11 protein-coding genes are annotated in these 16,602 nt (G+C 73.2%); all 11 read right to left on the bottom strand.

The window, feature by feature from the left end; translation table 11 throughout:
* Nucleotides 1-164: 164 nt before the first annotated feature.
* Nucleotides 165-2,033: a cellulose binding domain-containing protein gene (locus WME85_RS16580; RefSeq protein WP_437839391.1), complete on the bottom strand. Its 1,869-nt coding sequence runs from the start codon at nucleotides 2,031-2,033 to the stop codon at nucleotides 165-167.
* Between the two features lie 630 nt (nucleotides 2,034-2,663).
* The gene (locus WME85_RS16575) at nucleotides 2,664-4,049 is read right to left on the bottom strand and encodes an MFS transporter (protein ID WP_437839389.1); all 1,386 of its coding nucleotides are present in this window, start codon (nucleotides 4,047-4,049) and stop codon (nucleotides 2,664-2,666) included.
* Between the two features lie 440 nt (nucleotides 4,050-4,489).
* On the bottom strand, nucleotides 4,490-5,872 hold the full coding sequence (locus tag WME85_RS16570) for a sigma-54-dependent transcriptional regulator (RefSeq protein ID WP_437839387.1): 1,383 nt from the start codon (nucleotides 5,870-5,872) through the stop codon (nucleotides 4,490-4,492).
* Nucleotides 5,869-8,910, bottom strand: a complete 3,042-nt coding sequence (locus WME85_RS16565) for an ATP-binding protein (RefSeq protein ID WP_437839385.1) — start codon at nucleotides 8,908-8,910, stop codon at nucleotides 5,869-5,871. Before WME85_RS16565 ends, WME85_RS16570 begins: the two co-directional genes overlap by 4 nt.
* Nucleotides 8,907-9,179: a hypothetical protein gene (locus WME85_RS16560; RefSeq protein ID WP_437839383.1), complete on the bottom strand. Its 273-nt coding sequence runs from the start codon at nucleotides 9,177-9,179 to the stop codon at nucleotides 8,907-8,909. Before WME85_RS16560 ends, WME85_RS16565 begins: the two co-directional genes overlap by 4 nt.
* A gap of 202 nt (nucleotides 9,180-9,381) precedes the next feature.
* Complete coding sequence (locus WME85_RS16555) at nucleotides 9,382-10,344, bottom strand: macrolide 2'-phosphotransferase (RefSeq protein ID WP_437839381.1); 963 nt, start codon at nucleotides 10,342-10,344, stop codon at nucleotides 9,382-9,384.
* Nucleotides 10,345-10,638: 294 nt separating this feature from the next.
* The gene (locus WME85_RS16550) at nucleotides 10,639-11,907 is read right to left on the bottom strand and encodes a DTW domain-containing protein (protein WP_437839379.1); all 1,269 of its coding nucleotides are present in this window, start codon (nucleotides 11,905-11,907) and stop codon (nucleotides 10,639-10,641) included.
* Nucleotides 11,908-11,954: 47 nt separating this feature from the next.
* Nucleotides 11,955-12,410 (bottom strand): cupin domain-containing protein, encoded by a 456-nt coding sequence (locus WME85_RS16545; protein WP_437839376.1) that lies wholly within the window; start codon nucleotides 12,408-12,410, stop codon nucleotides 11,955-11,957.
* Nucleotides 12,411-12,448: 38 nt separating this feature from the next.
* On the bottom strand, nucleotides 12,449-13,441 hold the full coding sequence (meaB, locus tag WME85_RS16540) for a methylmalonyl Co-A mutase-associated GTPase MeaB (RefSeq protein ID WP_437839374.1): 993 nt from the start codon (nucleotides 13,439-13,441) through the stop codon (nucleotides 12,449-12,451).
* Nucleotides 13,438-16,095 carry a methylmalonyl-CoA mutase gene (scpA, locus tag WME85_RS16535; protein WP_437839372.1) on the bottom strand — a complete coding sequence of 886 codons (2,658 nt, stop codon included), beginning with the start codon at nucleotides 16,093-16,095 and terminating at the stop codon, nucleotides 13,438-13,440. The genes meaB and scpA overlap by 4 nt, the downstream gene beginning before the upstream one ends.
* Nucleotides 16,088-16,549, bottom strand: coding sequence for a VOC family protein (locus tag WME85_RS16530; protein ID WP_437839370.1), 462 nt, complete (start codon nucleotides 16,547-16,549; stop codon nucleotides 16,088-16,090). Before WME85_RS16530 ends, scpA begins: the two co-directional genes overlap by 8 nt.
* Nucleotides 16,550-16,602 lie beyond the last annotated feature (53 nt).

Genomic DNA, 16,602 nt, shown 5'->3' with positions numbered 1-16,602 from the left:
CCGTCCGCGCTCGATCGGCCCTGGTCGCGGCCTCCCAGCAGGACAGCTGAAAGGGCCAGACCTAGCGCGGACACCCGTCTCCTCGCCATCGAGAGGAGCGATGGTCCCTCCGGAGTCGCGCTCCGCGGCGAGGCGCTGGCCGGACGCGCCGCGCCCGGCGAGCCTCAGGGCACCGGCATCTCGAACGCCACCGCGTAGTTCGGCTGCGCGACCCGCGTCATCGACCCCACGAAGGGATCCGAGTCGCGGAGCTGGCCCGACCGCCACGTGCGGCCGGCGAACGCCGTGCCGTCGCTGGTCATGGCGTAGCCGACATAGAGGCCGGTCGTGGGGAGATCGCTGCCGCACGTGATGCGCACCGTGTCGCCGGAGATCTCGACCGAGGTGATCCGGATCCGGGAGCTCCCCGTGCGGACCTCGAAGCCGCGCCCCTGCGCCCACTCGGTGAGCGCGCCCTGGTGGGGCGCGGGCAGCGAGCTGTCCCAGGCGAGCGGCGGCACGGGCACGTGGAAACGCACCGTGATCACGCGGCCGCTGCGCCCGACGCGGATCGGCTCCAGCGGACGCCAGTCGCGGCCTTGCACGACCTTCTCGTGATAGATCTGCCCGAGCTTCTCGCCGAGCCGCTCGTAGCCGTCCGTCGTCATGTGGAGGTTGTCGCTCGCGTACGGATACTGGTACTTCGGCCCGGAGCAGATGATCTCGCCCGGACGATCGACGCCGGCCTGCCACTGCGCGAGCGTCGCGGCGGACCGCTGGTTCGCGCCGCTCGGATACGCGTGCTGCTGCGACACGAACATCGGGATCGCCTGGGTCTGCCCCGTCAGCGGCTTGAGGTCATTGTTGTAGTCGCGCCAGAGCTGGATCAGGTCGTTCTTGTAGGTCGAGCTGCCGGCGTCGGACTCTCCGTGGGTGATCACGATCGCCCCGACGCCGTACGTCTTGCCCTGCGCGCTGGCGAGGCGGGCGATCGCGCCGGCCTCGAACAGCGACGCCGCGTACGCCCGACCCGTGGTGCCGGTGTCGGAGGCGCCCTTCTTGATGACCGACATGGCCTGTCCGCTCTCGCCGACGACCGTGTGCACGCTGATGAGATCGCTGCCCGTCGCGGCCTGCGCCAGCGTCGTGATCTGGTCGCCCATGGCCGTGTGCGGCGACTCGCCGTAGATGTTGCGCGGATACGGGCTCGGGTAGCCGGTGGCCATCGCGCGGATGGGCTCGACCAGCGGCACCATGGAGAGCGACCTGTTGTTCGTGTCCCACGGGGGCACGCTGGCGCTGCCCAGCGAGAGCTTGAGGTTGTGGTAGCGCTGGGTGGTCGCCCTGACCGGCGTGGCCTGCGCTCCGACGGACAGGCTCTGACCCGTGCCGATGATCCCGGACCACGTCCAGGCAGGGCCCGTCGTTCCCCCGCCGCCCCCGCCACCGCCGCCTGCCCCGCCCGCGCCGCCTGCCCCGCCCGCGCCGCCTGCCCCGCCCGCGCCGCCTGCCCCGCCCGCGCCGCCTGCCCCGCCCGCGCCGGAGCTGGCCGAGGAGCTGCTGCTGGAGCTCGAAACGCTGCTGGAGCTGCTCGAAACGCTGCTGGAGCTCGAGGTCGACGTCGAGCTGCCGGTCCCGCTGCCGTTGACCGACGTGAGCGCAGGCCTCCCGGCGCCGTTCGCGCAGAAGCCCCAGCTCGTCGACGCGCCCGCGCTCAGCGAGCCGTTGTAGGTCTCGTTGACCGCGCTCAGCTGCCCGCCCGACGGCGTGACCCGCGCGCCCCACGCGTTGCTCATCGTGGAGCCGTTGAGCGAGACGAGCATCCCCCAGGCCGTGGTCGGACCGGTGCTCGTGTTCTTCACGGTCACGTTCGCGCAGTACCCCGTCGACCACTGCGACTGCAACGTGAGCTCCGCCGACATCGTCCCGTCGCCGCTGCTCAGCTCGTTTTCCAGCGACACGATTTCTTCGTCGTCGGAGGGCGCTCCGCTGCAGGCGATAAGGCCGCAAGCGATCGAGACCGAGCAGTAGCTCAGTAAGCGGGTAAGACGCATGAAAGTTCTCCTCGAAGCGGAAAGTTAAGCCGCGTGTCCTCGCGGCGAGACGTCAAGCCACCGTGCTGAGGATGAAGCGCATGACACGGTGGGCTCAGGCTGCATTCCCGGTCAGCGGCCCTTTGATCATGACGCATGCGGAATCGAACAGGCGTCGATCTCTCAGCCAGGTGAAGAATCAATGGCAATTGTCGCTGGATGTAATCAATATACCCATCGTATGTGCGCGAAGGCGGGAGGCGACGAGGGCAGACGGAGCGTGGCAGACGGACTGATCACTCTGGCCGTCACGCGAGGTGATGCCGTCAGCGTTCGGCCCGGTCTTCGAAAAGAAAATTGAACCACAGAGGCACAGAGGACACAGAGGAGAGAGAGAGAAAACTCTTTCCCCTCTTCGTCTCTGTGCCCTCTGTGCCTCTGTGGTTTGTCTTCTTTTATTCGATTATTTCCGGTGCCCGGAGCCGGCATCGCCCAAGGCGCTCCGCGCGACGTGAGCCGCGCGCGCTCGCCCTGTCCCGTAAATGGACACGCGCTCCCTCGGAGGTTCCGGGGAGCGCGGTCTGATCCAGCTGACCTGGAGCGGCGGCGCGTGGAGCCGCCGCGGTGGACGAGGGGTCGCCCCCCCGGCCGTCAAGCGGCGCGGTCGATCTCGTCCCAGAGGCGCACGTCGCTGCGCTCCTTCAGGAAGATGCCGCCGACGACCACGGTGATGAGCGCCACCGTGATGGGGTAGAGGAGACCCGCGTAGATGTTGCCGGTCGCGACGGTCACCGAGGAGGCGATGAGCGGCAAGAGCCCGCCGAACACGCCGTTGCCGACGTGGTACGGGATCGACAGCGACGTGTAGCGCACCTTCGCGGGGAAGGCCTCGACGAGGTAGGCCGCGATCGGGCCGTAGACCATCGTGACGAAGAGCACGAGCACGAACACGAGCGCGGTGAGCGCGACCGGGCTGTCCGCGTTCTGCTTCATCGCCCAGAACACCGGGAAGAACCCGATCGCGCCGCACAGGTTGCCCGCGATCATGATCTTCTTGCGGCCGATGCGATCCGAGAGCGCGCCGAAGAACACGAAGAACGGCATGCCGAGGGCGAGCGCGGCGGCGACGATGATCGTGGCCGTGATGAAGGGGACCTTCAGCGTGTTCTGCAGGAAGTAGAGGGCGTAGAACTGCCCCGTGTACCAGACCACGCCCTGGCCCGCCGTGGCGCCGAACAGGGCGATGAGGATGACCTTCCAGTTGCGCTTGTTGCCGAGGCTGTCCTTGATGGGGGCGGCCGACGTCTTGCCCTGCGACTTGAGCTTGGCGAAGATCGGCGACTCCTTGAGGCGGGTACGCACGTAGAAGGACACGGCGACGAGGAGGACCGAGAGGAGGAACGGGACGCGCCAGCCCCATGCCTTGAAGTCCTCCTCGCCGATGGCCAGGCGGGTCCCGAGGATCACCGCCAGCGAGACGAACAGGCCGAGCGTCGCCGTGATCTGGATGAACGAGGTGTAGAAGCCGCGCTTCTCGTCGGGCGCGTGCTCGGCGACGTACACCGCCGCGCCGCCGTACTCGCCGCCGAGCGCGAGGCCCTGCACGAGGCGGATCAGGACGAGCGCGAGCGGGGCGGCGAGCCCGATCGTCTCGTACGTCGGCAGGAAGCCGATGACCGCCGTCGCGCCGCCCATCAGCAGCAGCGTCACGAGGAACGCGTACTTCCGGCCCACGATGTCGCCGACACGACCGAACACGAGCGCGCCGAAGGGGCGCACGACGAAGCCGGTGGCGAAGGTGCCCAGCGTCAGCAGGAAGCCCGCTGTCGGGTTGTCCTTCGGGAAGAAGTGGGTGGAGATGATCGCGGCGAGGCTCCCGAAGATATAGAAGTCGTACCACTCGATCATCGTGCCGCCCGCGGACGCGAAGATGACCTTCCAGAGAGTGGAGCTGCTGACGACCTCACGCGCGCCCTCGCTGTCGTGGGCGCGGATGCCGGGGGTCACGGCAAGGCTTTCGGGAGACGACTGTGCCATGGGAGCGATTCCTCGATGTAAGGAGTGGCAGCGCTTGTCGAGCGGCTCGACGCAGGCCCCTGGCCGGCGTCGAGCCGTGGAGAAGGAGCTACGGTGTCTTTCATCGTCCCTCCTCCCGCGCGGCGGCGTCGCAGCCGCGGCGCGCCAGGAGCGAGGGGCGGGCAGCGCGCGAGCGCGCGCTGGTGCCAGTGATGCCAAGTCCCCCGGCTCGCCGCGTGCTGAACTCCATCATCCGAATACCACGCGAGGAGCCGGGAGAATACCCGTTCCGTCATCGGGGTAGCACGTAGGCGTCCTCGTCCGGAGATGTCGCGTTACGATCGGTAACACCAGGCGGCGAGTCGCGGGCACGCGTTGGCGTTGAACGGTAGATGAACGGTAGGACCACCTCGCCCTGCCGTCCCGGCCCGGGCGCGCGCCTCGCACGGCGCCCCGCCGGCTCAGGAGCGCGGCCGGGGTATCCCGAGCCGCTGCCGGCGCTCCCACAGGGCCTTGCGGCTGATGCCGAGGCGGCGGGCCAGCTCGGTCTCCGTCAGCTCGTGCTGGTGCTCGAGGACGAAGCGGCGGAAATAGCCCTCGAGCGAGTCGGACGAGGGGACTCCGTCGAGCGCGGCCGCGGGAAGAGCGGGCGCTGGCGGCGGCGGGGCGTCGAGCCCGAGCTGGGCCAGGCCGATCTCGCTGCCCCCGGCGAGGACCATGGCGCGGTGGACCGTGTTCTCCAGCTCACGGACGTTGCCAGGCCAGGGCGCCGCCGCGATGGCGGCGCGCGCCTCGGGCGACAGCGTGAAGGGCGCCCGGCCCGTCGCCAGCGCGCGCCGCTCGAGCAGCGACGCCGCCAGGCGCACGGCGTCGCCAGGGCGCTCGCGCAGCGGCGGGAGGTGGATCTCGAGGACCCGCAGCCGGAGGTGGAGATCGCTCCGGAACGACCGCTCGCGCACCATCGCCGCGAGATCCCGGCTCGTCGTGGCGATGAGGCGCACGTCGACGCGCCGGGCACGCGCCGCGCCCACGCGACGCAGCTCGCCTGTCTGCAGGAAGCGGAGGAGCCGCGCCTGGACCGCCGCCGGCAGCTCGCCGACCTCGTCGAGCAGGAGGGTGCCGCCCTCCGCGGCCTCGCACAGCCCCGCGCGCGCCGAGAGCGCGCCGGGGAAGGCGCCGCGCTCGTACCCGAACAGCTCGGCCTCGATCAGCCCCTCGGGGATCGCCGCGCAGTGGACCGGCACGAACGGGAGCTGCCGCCGCGGGCTCAGCCGGTGGACGGCGCGGGCGAGCGTCTCCTTGCCGGTGCCGCTCTCGCCGAGCACGAGCAGCGTCGCCTCGCTCGGCGCTACCCTGCGCACCAGCGCGAACACCTCCCGCATCGCCGCCGAGCCGCCGATCATGCCCTCGAGCTCGTCGTCCGCTAGCGCGGGTAGCGCGGGAAGCGCGGGCAGCGCGTGCGGCGCGATGTCCGCCGGCGCGGGCGGCCGGGGCCGCGCGGCGGCGAGGTGGTGGTCGACGAGGGCGAGGAGCTCGGCGTGGTCGAACGGCTTCGACAGGTAATCCGCGGCGCCGCGCTTCACGGCGTCGACGGCCGCCTTCACCGTGGCGTAGCTCGTCATCAGCACGACAGGCGCGTCGCCGCACCGGCCGACGAGCTCCGTGCCAGGCGCGCCGGGCAGGCGCACGTCGGCCACCACCAGATCGAACGCGCAGAGGTCGTGCTCCGCCTCGGCCTCGGCGATCGATCCCGCCTCGACGACGGCGTGCCCGTGGCGCTCGAGCAGCCGCCGGAGCTCCGCCCGGATGACGACCTCGTCCTCGACCAGCAGGATCCGGCTCATGGCTCCGCCTCGGCCCCGCGCCGCGCCCCGGCCGCGCCCGCGAGCGGGAGCCGGACGATGACCGTCGTCCCCTGCCCCACCGCGCTCCGCAGCGAGAGCGTCCCGCCGTGATCCTGGACGATCGAGCGCGAGAGCGGCAGGCCGAGCCCCGTGCCGCTCGGGTCGCGCTTCGTCGTCACGAACGGCTCGAGCACCTCGGCGAGGAGCTCCTCCGGGATGCCGCTGCCGTGGTCCTCGACCTCGACGACGATCTGGCCAGCCTCGAGGCGCCCCCGGACGGCGACCGTCGCGCCGGCCTCGGAGGCGTCGCGGGCGTTGGCGAGCAGGTTGACGAAGACCTGCACGAGCTCGCGCCGGTCGCCGATGACGACGAGCGACTCCGGGCAGGCCTGCTCCACCTGGACGCGCGGCGCCGCGCGGTCGAGCCGGATCAGCCGCTCGGCCTCGGCGATCACCTCGGCGAGCGGCACGCGCCCGACCCGCGCGCGCGGGATCTCGCCCGGCGACGGCACGGCGCCGGTGCGGCTGTGGTCGAGCAGCGATCGCAGGATGGCCTCGATGCGCGCCGCCTCGCCGAGGATGAGGCCCGCGCGCGCGCGGAGCTCGTCGCTCTCGGCCTCGGCCCGGAGGTTCTGCGCGAGGCAGGCGATGCCGGTGAGCGGGTTGCCGACCTCGTGCGCCACGCCCGCGGCGAGGCGGCCGAGCTGCGCGAGGCGATCGCGGTGGGCGAGCTGCCGCTCGAGCGCGCGCTGCTCGGTGCGGTCCTCCACGAGCAGGACCACGCCCCCCGAGGCGGACCGCGCGTCGAGCGGGTCGAGCGCGGCGCGGTGCACGCGCAGCGCGCGCGCGCGCCCCGCCACGCGCGCCTCGATCTCCTCGGCGCCCGCGCCGGCCTCGCCGGCGGAGGCCGCGCTGGCGGCGCGGGCGAACAGCTCCGCGAACGGGGCTGGCAGCCGGTCGAGCGGCGCCCCGACGAGGTCGCGCTCCTCGGCGTCGACGAGCGCCTCGAAGCGCCGGTTCACGAGGCTGATCGCGCCGTCGGCCCCCACGGCGCAGACCCCGAGCGGGAGCTGCGCGAGCACCGAGCGGAGCCACCGCCGCAGCAGGTCGAGCTCCCTCGCCGCCCCGACGAGCGTCGTCTCGCCCCGCGCGAGGCGCCGCTCCAGCCACCGGAGCTCCTCGGTGAGCGCGCCGCTCGCCTCGCGGCGCGGCGCCGCGGCGGGGGCGTGGGCCTCCTCCGCGGCCGTCCTCGCGAGCACGGGGCCGACGAGCGGCGACAGGTTGCGGTGCAGGCGCTCCTGCAGCGCGTGGAGCTCCGTCGGGCGCGTCTCGTCGCGCGGGATGTCGAGCTCGATCCGCGCGCGCGTGACCTCGATGCCGGCCGCCTCGCGGCCGAGGAGGCGCGCGAGCCGCTCCTCCAGCGCGCCCACGCTCGCGGGCACCGTCGCGCGCTCCACCGAGGGGCCGATCTCGCGGCGCGTGCACAGCCGCGCCGCCTCGCGCTCCTCCTTGGCCGGCGGGCGCAGGAGCGAGACGAGCCCGAGCGTCGCGCCGTTGACGGCGAGCGACGCGAACGTCGGCAGCGACCAGGTGTCGAGCGGCCTCGCGCCCAAGGCGCCCGCCGCGTGCGCCGCGGGGTCGAGGCCCGCGCGCAGGGCCTCGAGCCACGCCGGATCGAGCCCGGTCATCTCGGGCAGGAGCGGCGCGAGGCACGTGGCCGTCCAGGTCGCGATGCCGGCCGCGAGCCCGGCGATGAACCCCGCGCGCGTCGCGCGCTCCCAGAAGAGCGCGGCGAAGAGCCCCGGCAGGAACTGCGCGAACGCGACGAACGACACGATGCCGCTCTCGACGAGCAGCCCGCGGTGCTGCTGCGCGCGGTGGAAGAGCCACCCGCCGACGAGGATGGCGGTCAGGAGGCCGCGCCGGAGCCAGAGCACGCGCGCGTAGACGTTGCGGCGCAGGGTCCTGCGGGCGAGCGGCAGGAGCAGGTGCGTCGCGCTGTCGCTCGCGAGGGCGACGGCCGTGACCATGGCCATGGCGCTCGCCGCGGAGATGCCGCCGATGAAGGCGGCGAGCGCGAGCCAGCCGTGGCCGAGCAGCTGCGGCACGAGCAGCACGTAGCTGTCGGCCGGCTCCGCCGGGGCGAGGCGGGTCCCGGCCCAGAGGACGGGCAGCACGGGCAGGTTGAGCGCGAGCAGGAACAGCGGGAAGGCCCAGGCCGCCCTGGCGAGGGCGCGGTCCCCGGCGCCGCTGGCGAAGGCCATGTGCCACTGCCGCGGCAGCAGGAACGCCGCGGCGAAGCTGATGACGAGCATCGAGGTCCAGCCGCTGTCCTCGCGCACGGGGCGGCCGAGCGCCTCGACGTCGGCGGCGTGATCGCGGAGCCAGCCCGCGAGCCCGCCCATCCCGCCGAACGCCCCGAGCACGGCGAGCAGGCCCACGGCCGCGAGCACGGCGAGCTTCGCGGCCGACTCGAACGCGACCGCCGCCGCGAGGCCGTCCTCTCGCCGCTGCCCGGCGGAGGGGCGGGCGCCGAAGAAGGCGGTGAAGAGCGCGAGCAGCGCGCAGAAGATGGCGCCGACGGCCTCCTCGTGCCCCGGCCCCGAGAGCACGCGGACCGACTGCTCGGTCGCGCGGAACTGCTGCGCGATGTAGGGGACGCTGGCGACGAGGGAGAAGGCGGCGGCGAGCGCCCCCGCGGCGGGGCTCTGGAAGCGGAACGCGAGCAGGTCGGCGAGCGAGGAGAGGCGCTGCTCGCGCGTGATGTGGAGGACGCGCGACCAGAGGAGCGGCGTGGCGATGCACGCCAGCGTCGGGCCCAGGTAGACCGCGAGGAAGACGAGCCCGTGGCGCTGCGCGAAGCCGACGCCGCCGTAGTACGTCCACGACGAGGCGTAGACGCCGAGCGAGAGGGCGTAGACGAGCGGGTGCCGCGCGAGGGAGCGGGGGATCCACGCGCGCTGCGCGGCGAGCGCGAGCGCGGCGAGCACGCCGAGCCAGGCCACCGTGGCGAACAGGAGGACGCCCACGTCGATCACGGCGGGAGCTCTCGATCGGCGCGGGGAGGCTCGCCGCGGACGGCGTCGCCGCGGGCGGGCGTGGCGCGATCGACGTCAGCGCGGTCGGAGCGCGTCGCGAGCGCGGCGAACACGATCAGCGCGAGCCACACCGCGAAGACGGCCACCACCGCGAGCAGGCCGCGGGCCCAGAGCAGGCGCGCCGGCGAGACGAGGAGGACCGTGCCCAGCAGCATGAGCACGAGCGCGCGATCCGCCGCGCCGACGTCCGCTCCGTGTCCTCCGCTCATGAGATGAGGCTATCCAGGGCCGCAGCGGCTGAATACGCGCGGGCGCACGACGCAATGCGTCATGAGGTAGCCGGCGAGCTGGCGGCGAGCCGCAACGTGGGTCGCCGGTCCAGCGGGCGGGGGCGATCGCCACGCCCGCGCTCGGCCGTGCCCTCGGCGCGCGCGACGCCCGTGATGCGATGGGCGTCGCGCGCGCCGCCGGTCAGCCTCCCTCGGCCGCGATCCCGGCGAGCATGCTGCGCGCGTGCTCGATGACGCCCTCGTTGCCCGTGTCGACGCCCCACTTGGCCGCCAGCGCGGGCCACGCCGCCCAGCGCTCGGCGGCGTGGGCCGCGAGGCCGGGCCACGTGGCGCCGCCGGCCGCCTCGAAGCGCGCGATGAGCTCGTCGAGCACCCCCTTGCCGAAGGCGCCGGCGAAGAGCGCGAAGTCGTTCGCGGGGTCGCCGAGATGGGCCTCGGTCCAGTCGAGGATCCCGGTGAGCCGGCCGCCCTCGTCGACGAGCATGTGCCCGGGGTGGAGGTCGCCGTGCACGAGCGCCAGGTGGCGCGGCCAGATCGCGTCGTTCGCGAGCCAGCGCTGCCAGCGCGCCCACAGGGCGTCCGGCGGCGCCAGCACGGCGCGCGTCTCGTCCATGGCGCGCGCGACGGTCTGGCGCGCGTCGTCGATCGACTTCACGGGGACGCCCGCCGCCTCGGCCTCCGCCGCGTCGATGCGCTGCAGCGCGGCCAGGGCCTCGGCCATCGACGCGATGAACGCCGCCGAGGGCGCCGCCGGATCGACGCGGTTCCAGCGCACGCCCGCCTCGGGATCGATGGTCACCGCGGGCACGTCGCCGAGCCGCGGATACGCGATCACCTGGTCGGTGTGCACGCGCCAGTCGGGCACGGCCACCGGCAGGCGCTCGCGCACGAGGGCCAGCACGCGCGCCTCCACGCGGGCCGACGCGACCACCGCGGGCCGGCGCGGCGTGCGCACGACCCACGGCACGCCCTCCTCGTCGTGGGCGTGCACGACGAGGAAGTCGAGCCCGCTCTGGTCGAAGTCGGCGTGGTTCGTGGCGACCGGGAGCCCCGCGCGGCGCGCCGCATCGAGGAGCGCGCCGGCGGACTCGATCGGCGCGAAGGAAGAAGGACCCGTGGACGAGGTTTCGTTGCGTTCGGTCATGGTGCGAGCCTCTTCGCGCGCCGCCGTCAGGGCGGCGCGCGTGGCTGGGGGAAGACTCGCGGCGCGAGCTCACGACCGACCCGACGTGCGTGGCGTGCTCCCTCCAGGCTGCCGGGCGTGAGTCGACGCACCCCGGTCTTCCACGTTTCGAGGGAACTCGAGACAACGAGGGAAGACGGAGCACGGACAGGCACCCGCGCGCTCGCCACGTATCCCCGGCCGGACCGGGGGCTACTCAGGAGGGCGAGGATGCCGAGCTCAGCGGAACCGGATGGACTTCACGGCCGGAGGGTCTCATGCAGCGCCGCGCGCCGCAACCTCCTCTTCGCCCGCGAGGGCGAGGAGGCGCGCGAGGACGACCTCGAGCCAGCCCAGCGTGCGCCCGGCGCGGCCGCTCCCGCGGGGCGCCGGGTCCCCGGCCAGGAGCGCCCGCGCCCCGCTGGCGATGCCGCCGGGCCGCCGCCGCAGGTGCCGCGCGCAGAGGTAGCGGAGGTCGAGGGACGGCGGCCGCCCGAGGCCCTCCTGCGCGAGCAGGTCCGCCGTGAACGAGCCCCAGGCGCCGAGCACGCTGTCGTGGCCCACGAACGCGCGGAACCGGGCCAGGGCCGCGCCCGCCTCCTCGCCGTCGAGCAGGCGACGCTCGGGCACCTCGAGCTGGTGCGCGACGCTGGGGCCCAGCGGCCGCCGCGGGCGGAGGAAGGCCTCGAAGCGCTCGCCCGACGGGCGGCAGGCGACGAGGTGTACGAGCTCGGACCGGGGCTCGGCCTCGCCGGCCCCCGCCGGCCCCTCGGCGCCGGCGGCATCGGCACCCGGCGGCCCGGCTGCATCGGCACCCGGCGGCCCGGCTGCATCGGCACCCGGCGGCCCCCCGGCGCCGGCTCCCGCCGGCCACCCGGAGTTGGCCCCGCCGTCGACGAGCACCACGCTCGACGGCGCCGCGAGGTAGGGGCGCAGCGGCGACAGCGGCGAGGCGGCCTGCGCGCGCCGCCGCCGTCGCGGGGCGTCGCTCGTCGCCTGGTACGCGATCTGCCGGTCGACCATGAACTCGAAGGCCCGCAGCATCGCGTCGAAGCGCGCGGGCTCTTCCTCGAGCGCGGCCAGCGCGCTGGCCACCGCCTCGACCGTGGCGAGGCACTCGGGCCGCGGCTCCCTGCGGATGCGGTAGTTGCCAGGCGCCCGCGGCGTCACGCCGATGCGGCGCACCGAGGCCAGGCGCGGGTTCAGCGCGAGCATCTTCCTCGCCTGCCACCACGTGCCGTCGACCACGATGAGCGACCGCACCGGCGGGCCGCAAGCCGGGTCGGCGTCGCCCCCGGGGAAGAGCACGGCGGTCGTCGGGTCGCTGGCGAGCGCGATGATCCGCGCGTCCTCCTCGAAGATCACCCCCTCGTGCAGCTCGGAGTTGGGCAGCGACAGGTGGGTCATGCGCGCGGTGCCGATGCCCACCCGCCGCTCGCGCGGGTGCTGGAGGAGCACGACCCGGGTCCGCGTCGGCAGCGAGGGCAGGAGCGCGCAATAGCAGACCGGACGGGGGCGCCGGCAGCGCCAGCAGACATCGCGCATGGGCGAACCCTAGGCCGCGTCGTCCGGGAGATCCACGGGGGCAGGCCTCACCTGGGGCCGTACGGTGTCCCGTCCTTGTGGACGTAGGCGTCGGGCAGGGCTCGCAGGTCGATGTCGGGGTAGTCGGCCACGTCGTCCGGGGGGTTCGTTCCCACCTCGAGCACGACGGCCTCTCGATCCGAGCGGTTCTGCAGGTGGTGACCGTCGGGATCCCCCGCGCGAAACCCGGCGCAGTCCCCCGCGCGCAGCACCTCTTCGCCCGCGTCGGTGACCAGCACCACCTCGCCTTCGAGCACCATGACGAACTCTTCGCTCGCGTGATGCCAGTGCCGCTGGCTCGACCACTGGCCGGGGGGCAGGCGGAGCTGGTTGACGCCGAGCTGCTTCAATCCCGCCGCGAGGCCGAGCCGCAAGCGCTTCCGCTCGCGGCACTGGGCGTCGTAAGGCGGTGGATACGCGGTGCCGACACGGACCGGGGCCTGAGCGAGATCGATCTTCTTCATCTTGTGCAAACACCCTTCTGCGCCCGATGGCGCGGAGTCTACCCCTTCGCCGCCGGCTCCCAGGCGCCGAGCAGCTCTCGCGCGGCCCTCAGCGGGCTGAGCGCGCCGGCCTCGACGAGGCCCTCCATCGCGGGCATCCGCTCGCGCACGGCGGCGCTGCGCAGGAACGTCTCGCGCAGCTGTCCCTCGATGAGCTCGAACAGCCAGCGGCGCGACTGCGCGGCCCGGCGGCGCTCCAGCCAGCCGCCGGCCTGCATGTGCGCGCGGTGGCGCAGCACGATCTCCCACGCTTCCCGGACGCCGCGGTTCTCCTGGGCCGAGCAGACGCCGACCACGGGCGTCCAGCCGTGAGGCGCCGGCGGGAACAGGTGCAGCGCGTTCTCGTAATCGCGGCGCGCTCGCGCGGCCCTGTCGGCGTTGCCGCCGTCGGCCTTGTTGATGATCACGAGGTCGACGAGCTCCATGATCCCGCGCTTCACGCCTTGCAGCTCGTCCCCTGCCCCCGGGAGCATCAGGAGCAGGAAGCAGTCCGTCATGCCGGCGACCGCGACCTCGGACTGGCCCACACCGACGGTCTCGACAAGGATGTTGCGGTACCCGGCCGCCTCGCAGAGCAGGACGGCCTGGCGCGTGGCCCGCGCCACGCCGCCGAGCGAGCCGCCCGACGGCGAGGGGCGGATGAAGGCGCGCGGATCGCTGGCCAGCCGCGGCATCCGGGTCTTGTCGCCGAGGATGCTCCCGCCGTGAACAGGGCTGCTGGGGTCGACCGCGAGCACGGCGACCGTCTCCGCCCGCTCGCGCACGAGGTGAGCGCCGAGGGCGTCGACGAACGTGCTCTTGCCGACGCCGGGGACGCCGGTGATGCCGAGCCGCACGGCGCCGCCGCTGTGAGGCAAGCAGAGCTCCAGGACCTCCTCGGCGAGCGCCTGGTGGCGCTGGAGCGAGCTCTCGGCCAGCGTGATGGCGCGGGCGAGCGCCGCGCGGTCGCCCGCGAGGAGACCGTCGACGAGCTGCCTCGGGCTCGGATTCAAACCTGGCGATCCTCCTGCGCGGACAGCCGCTCGATCAGCGTGCGGACGATCCGCGCCGCGGCGTCCGGGATGACCGTCCCCGGGCCGAAGACGCCGGCGACGCCGCGCTCCTCGAGATAGCGGTAGTCCTGAGGGGGGATCACGCCGCCCGCCACGACGAGGATGTCCCCGCGGCCGGCCTCCCCGAGCGCCTCGATCAGCTGCGGCACGAGGGTCTTGTGGCCCCCCGCGAGCGACGAGATGCCGACCACGTGAACGTCGTTCTCGACGGCGTGGCGGGCCACCTCCTCCGGGGTCTGGAAGAGCGGGCCTATATCGACGTCGAACCCGAGATCGGCAAAGGCGGTGGCGATCACCTTCATGCCCCGGTCGTGGCCGTCCTGGCCCATCTTGGCGACCAGGATGCGCGGGCGGCGGCCCTCGAGCGCGGCGAACTCGCGGACGAGCGCCTCCACGTCGCGGGCGGCCCCCGCCTCGCGGATCTCCGCGCCGTAAACGCCGCTCACCGTGCGCACCGGGGCCTCGTAGCGGCCGAAGACGCGCTCGAGCGCGTCGGAGATCTCGCCGAGCGTCGCGCGGCGGCGCGCGGCCTCCACGGCGAGCTCGAGCAGGTTCCCCTCGCCCGTCTCGGCCGAGCGGGTGAGCGCGGCGAGCGACTCGCCCACGGCGGCCTCGTCGCGGGCGGCCTTCACGGCGCGGAGCCGCGCGACCTGCTTCTCGCGGACCGCGGAGTTGTCGACCTCGCGCAGCTCGAGCGGCGCCTCTCGCTCCAGCCTGTACGCGTTCACGCCGACGATGACGTCGCGGCCGGCGTCGATGCGGGCCTGCTTGCGGGCCGCCGCCTCCTCGATGCGCATCTTGGGCAGGCCGTTCTCGATCGCCTTGACCATGCCGCCGAGCGACTCCACCTCCTGGATGAACTGCCACGCTTGCCGCGCCAGCCGGTCGGTGAGGCGCTCGACGTGGTGGGAGCCGCCCCACGGGTCGATGACCCGGCAGACATCGGTCTCGCCCTGCAGCAGGAGCTGCGTGTCGCGCGCGACCTTGGCCGAGAAGTCCGAGGGGAGCGCCAGCGCCTCGTCGAGGGCGTTCGTGTGCAGCGACTGGGTGCCGCCGAGCACGGCCGCGAGCGCCTCGATCGCCGTGCGCGCGATGTTGTTGTACGGGTCCTGCTCGGTGAGGCTCCAGCCCGAGGTCTGACAGTGGGTGCGCAGCGCCATGGTCCTCGGGTTCTTCGGGTGGAAGCCCTTCACGATCTTCGCCCAGAGGAGCCGCGCCGCCCGCAGCTTCGCTATCTCGGTGAAGTGGTCCATGCCGATCCCGAAGAAGAACGAGAATCGCCCGGCGAAATCGTCGATATCCATGCCCGACGCGATCCCGGTGCGCAGGTACTCGAGGCCGTCGGCGAGCGTGTAAGCGAGCTCCAGCTCGGCTGTCGCGCCGGCCTCCTGCATGTGATAGCCGCTGATGCTGATCGAGTTGAACCTGGGCGTCTTCTCGGCGGTATAGCGGAAGATGTCGGCGACGATCCGCATCGAGGGCGCCGGCGGGTAGATATAGGTGTTCCGGACCATGAACTCCTTGAGGATGTCGTTCTGGATGGTCCCGGACAGGAGCTCGGGCCTGACGCCCTGCTCCTCGGCGGCGACGATGTAGAACGCCATGATGGGCAGCACGGCGCCGTTCATCGTCATCGACACGCTCATCCTGTCGAGCGGTATCTGGTCGAAGAGGATCTTCATGTCCTCGACCGTGTCGATCGCGACACCGGCCTTCCCCACGTCGCCGACGACGCGCGGGTGGTCCGAGTCGTAGCCGCGGTGGGTCGCCAGATCGAAGGCGACCGAGAGGCCGGTCTGCCCGGCGGCCAGATTGCGCCGGTAGAACGCGTTCGACTCCTCGGCCGTGGAGTACCCGGCGTACTGGCGGATGGTCCACGGGCGGACCACGTACATGCTCGTATACGGCCCGCGCAGGAACGGCGGGAAGCCGGCCGAGAACCCGACGTGCTCGGGGGGCGCGGCGTCGCCGGACGGCGCCGCGCCCGGCTCGGGGAGCTCCGCCGCCTGGTCGAGCTGCCGCAGGGCCGAGCGCGCGAGGCTGCGCGTGAGCTGCTCGATGTACCAGGAGCCGGCCGCGGGGCTCTCGGCGGCGTCGAAGCGGGCCTCCTCGCGGAGGATGACCCGGGCGTTGCCGAGCAGGCGCTCGGGCGGGGAGATCTCGAGCTCGTCCGCGCCGCCGGCCAGGGCCGCCATCATGGCGACGATGCCGCGGAGGAGGTTCTTGTGCGGCTCGTCGCCGGGCACGGCCGCCGACGGGACGATGGCGGTGACGGTGGCGCCCGGCCGCAGGCGCTCGGCCAGGAGGCGCGCGGCGCGCAGGCGGGCGATCTCGAGGAAGTAGCTGCACCCCACCGTGAAGCGCAGCTCCGGCGCGCCGCCCCGGAGCTCGGCCACGAGCGAGGCCACGAGCGGGCCGCCCTCCGCCGGCGGGAGCGCGGGGCTGTCCGGCGCGAAGAGCGGCGGCACGAGGAGCCCCTCGGCGCTCGCCCAGGCGAGATCCTCGGCGCTCTTTCCCTTGAGATCCCGCCCGAGCGCCTGCTTCCAGGCCCCGAGCGCGACCGGCGCGAACTCCGCGAAGAGCTTCTCATTCATGGGATTCATTGGACTGCACGACCTCGATGAGATGGCCGAACGGCGCGTCGTCGCGCGACTTCGGGTGCAGGAAGAAGATCGTCGTCCCCCGGGAGCCGGGCCGGGGCGCCGCGTCGATGATGCGAAAGCCCCTCGCCTTGAGCTCGTCGAAGGCGACCTGCGCGTCGCGGACCCGGTAGGCGACGTGGGCGAAGCCCCCGCGGCCGCCGTTCTTGTCGATGAGCTTCTGGACGGGAGAGTCGGGCGAGAGGGGCTCGAGCAGCTGGATGAGGTTCTCGCTGTCGCCGATGCGGAGCAGCGCCTCGCGGACCTGATCCGTGCCCCGGACCTCCTCCCGGTGCACCTCGCGGAAGCCGAGCAGCTCGTACGCGTTCACCTGCGCCTCGAGCTGCCCGGCGGGCACGGCGATGGCGAGGTGGTCGATGAACAGAAATCCGGGGATCTGGTCCTTCATACGCTCTCCTGGATCCAACAGAGAGGTTCTAGCGCAGCGCTCGGCCGCTGCGG

The organism is Sorangium sp. So ce1153, assembly GCF_051521595.1.
Lineage (GTDB): Bacteria > Myxococcota_A > Polyangia > Polyangiales > Polyangiaceae > Sorangium.
The sequence above is the reverse complement of the archived record's forward strand: the minus strand, read 5'-3'. Positions and strand labels throughout refer to the sequence as shown.

Excerpts from the sequence above, each read along its gene's own strand:
- WME85_RS16555 (WP_437839381.1), bottom strand. The coding sequence starts at position 10,344 with ATGACCGAACGCAACGAAACCTCGTCCACGGGTCCTTCTTCCTTCGCG.
- WME85_RS16550 (WP_437839379.1), bottom strand. The coding sequence starts at position 11,907 with ATGCGCGATGTCTGCTGGCGCTGCCGGCGCCCCCGTCCGGTCTGCTAT.
- scpA (WP_437839372.1), bottom strand. The coding sequence starts at position 16,095 with ATGAATGAGAAGCTCTTCGCGGAGTTCGCGCCGGTCGCGCTCGGGGCC.
- WME85_RS16560 (WP_437839383.1), bottom strand. The coding sequence starts at position 9,179 with ATGAGCGGAGGACACGGAGCGGACGTCGGCGCGGCGGATCGCGCGCTC.
- WME85_RS16545 (WP_437839376.1), bottom strand. The coding sequence starts at position 12,410 with ATGAAGAAGATCGATCTCGCTCAGGCCCCGGTCCGTGTCGGCACCGCG.
- WME85_RS16570 (WP_437839387.1), bottom strand. The coding sequence starts at position 5,872 with ATGAGCCGGATCCTGCTGGTCGAGGACGAGGTCGTCATCCGGGCGGAG.
- WME85_RS16530 (WP_437839370.1), bottom strand. The coding sequence starts at position 16,549 with ATGAAGGACCAGATCCCCGGATTTCTGTTCATCGACCACCTCGCCATC.
- WME85_RS16580 (WP_437839391.1), bottom strand. The coding sequence starts at position 2,033 with ATGCGTCTTACCCGCTTACTGAGCTACTGCTCGGTCTCGATCGCTTGC.
- WME85_RS16575 (WP_437839389.1), bottom strand. The coding sequence starts at position 4,049 with ATGGCACAGTCGTCTCCCGAAAGCCTTGCCGTGACCCCCGGCATCCGC.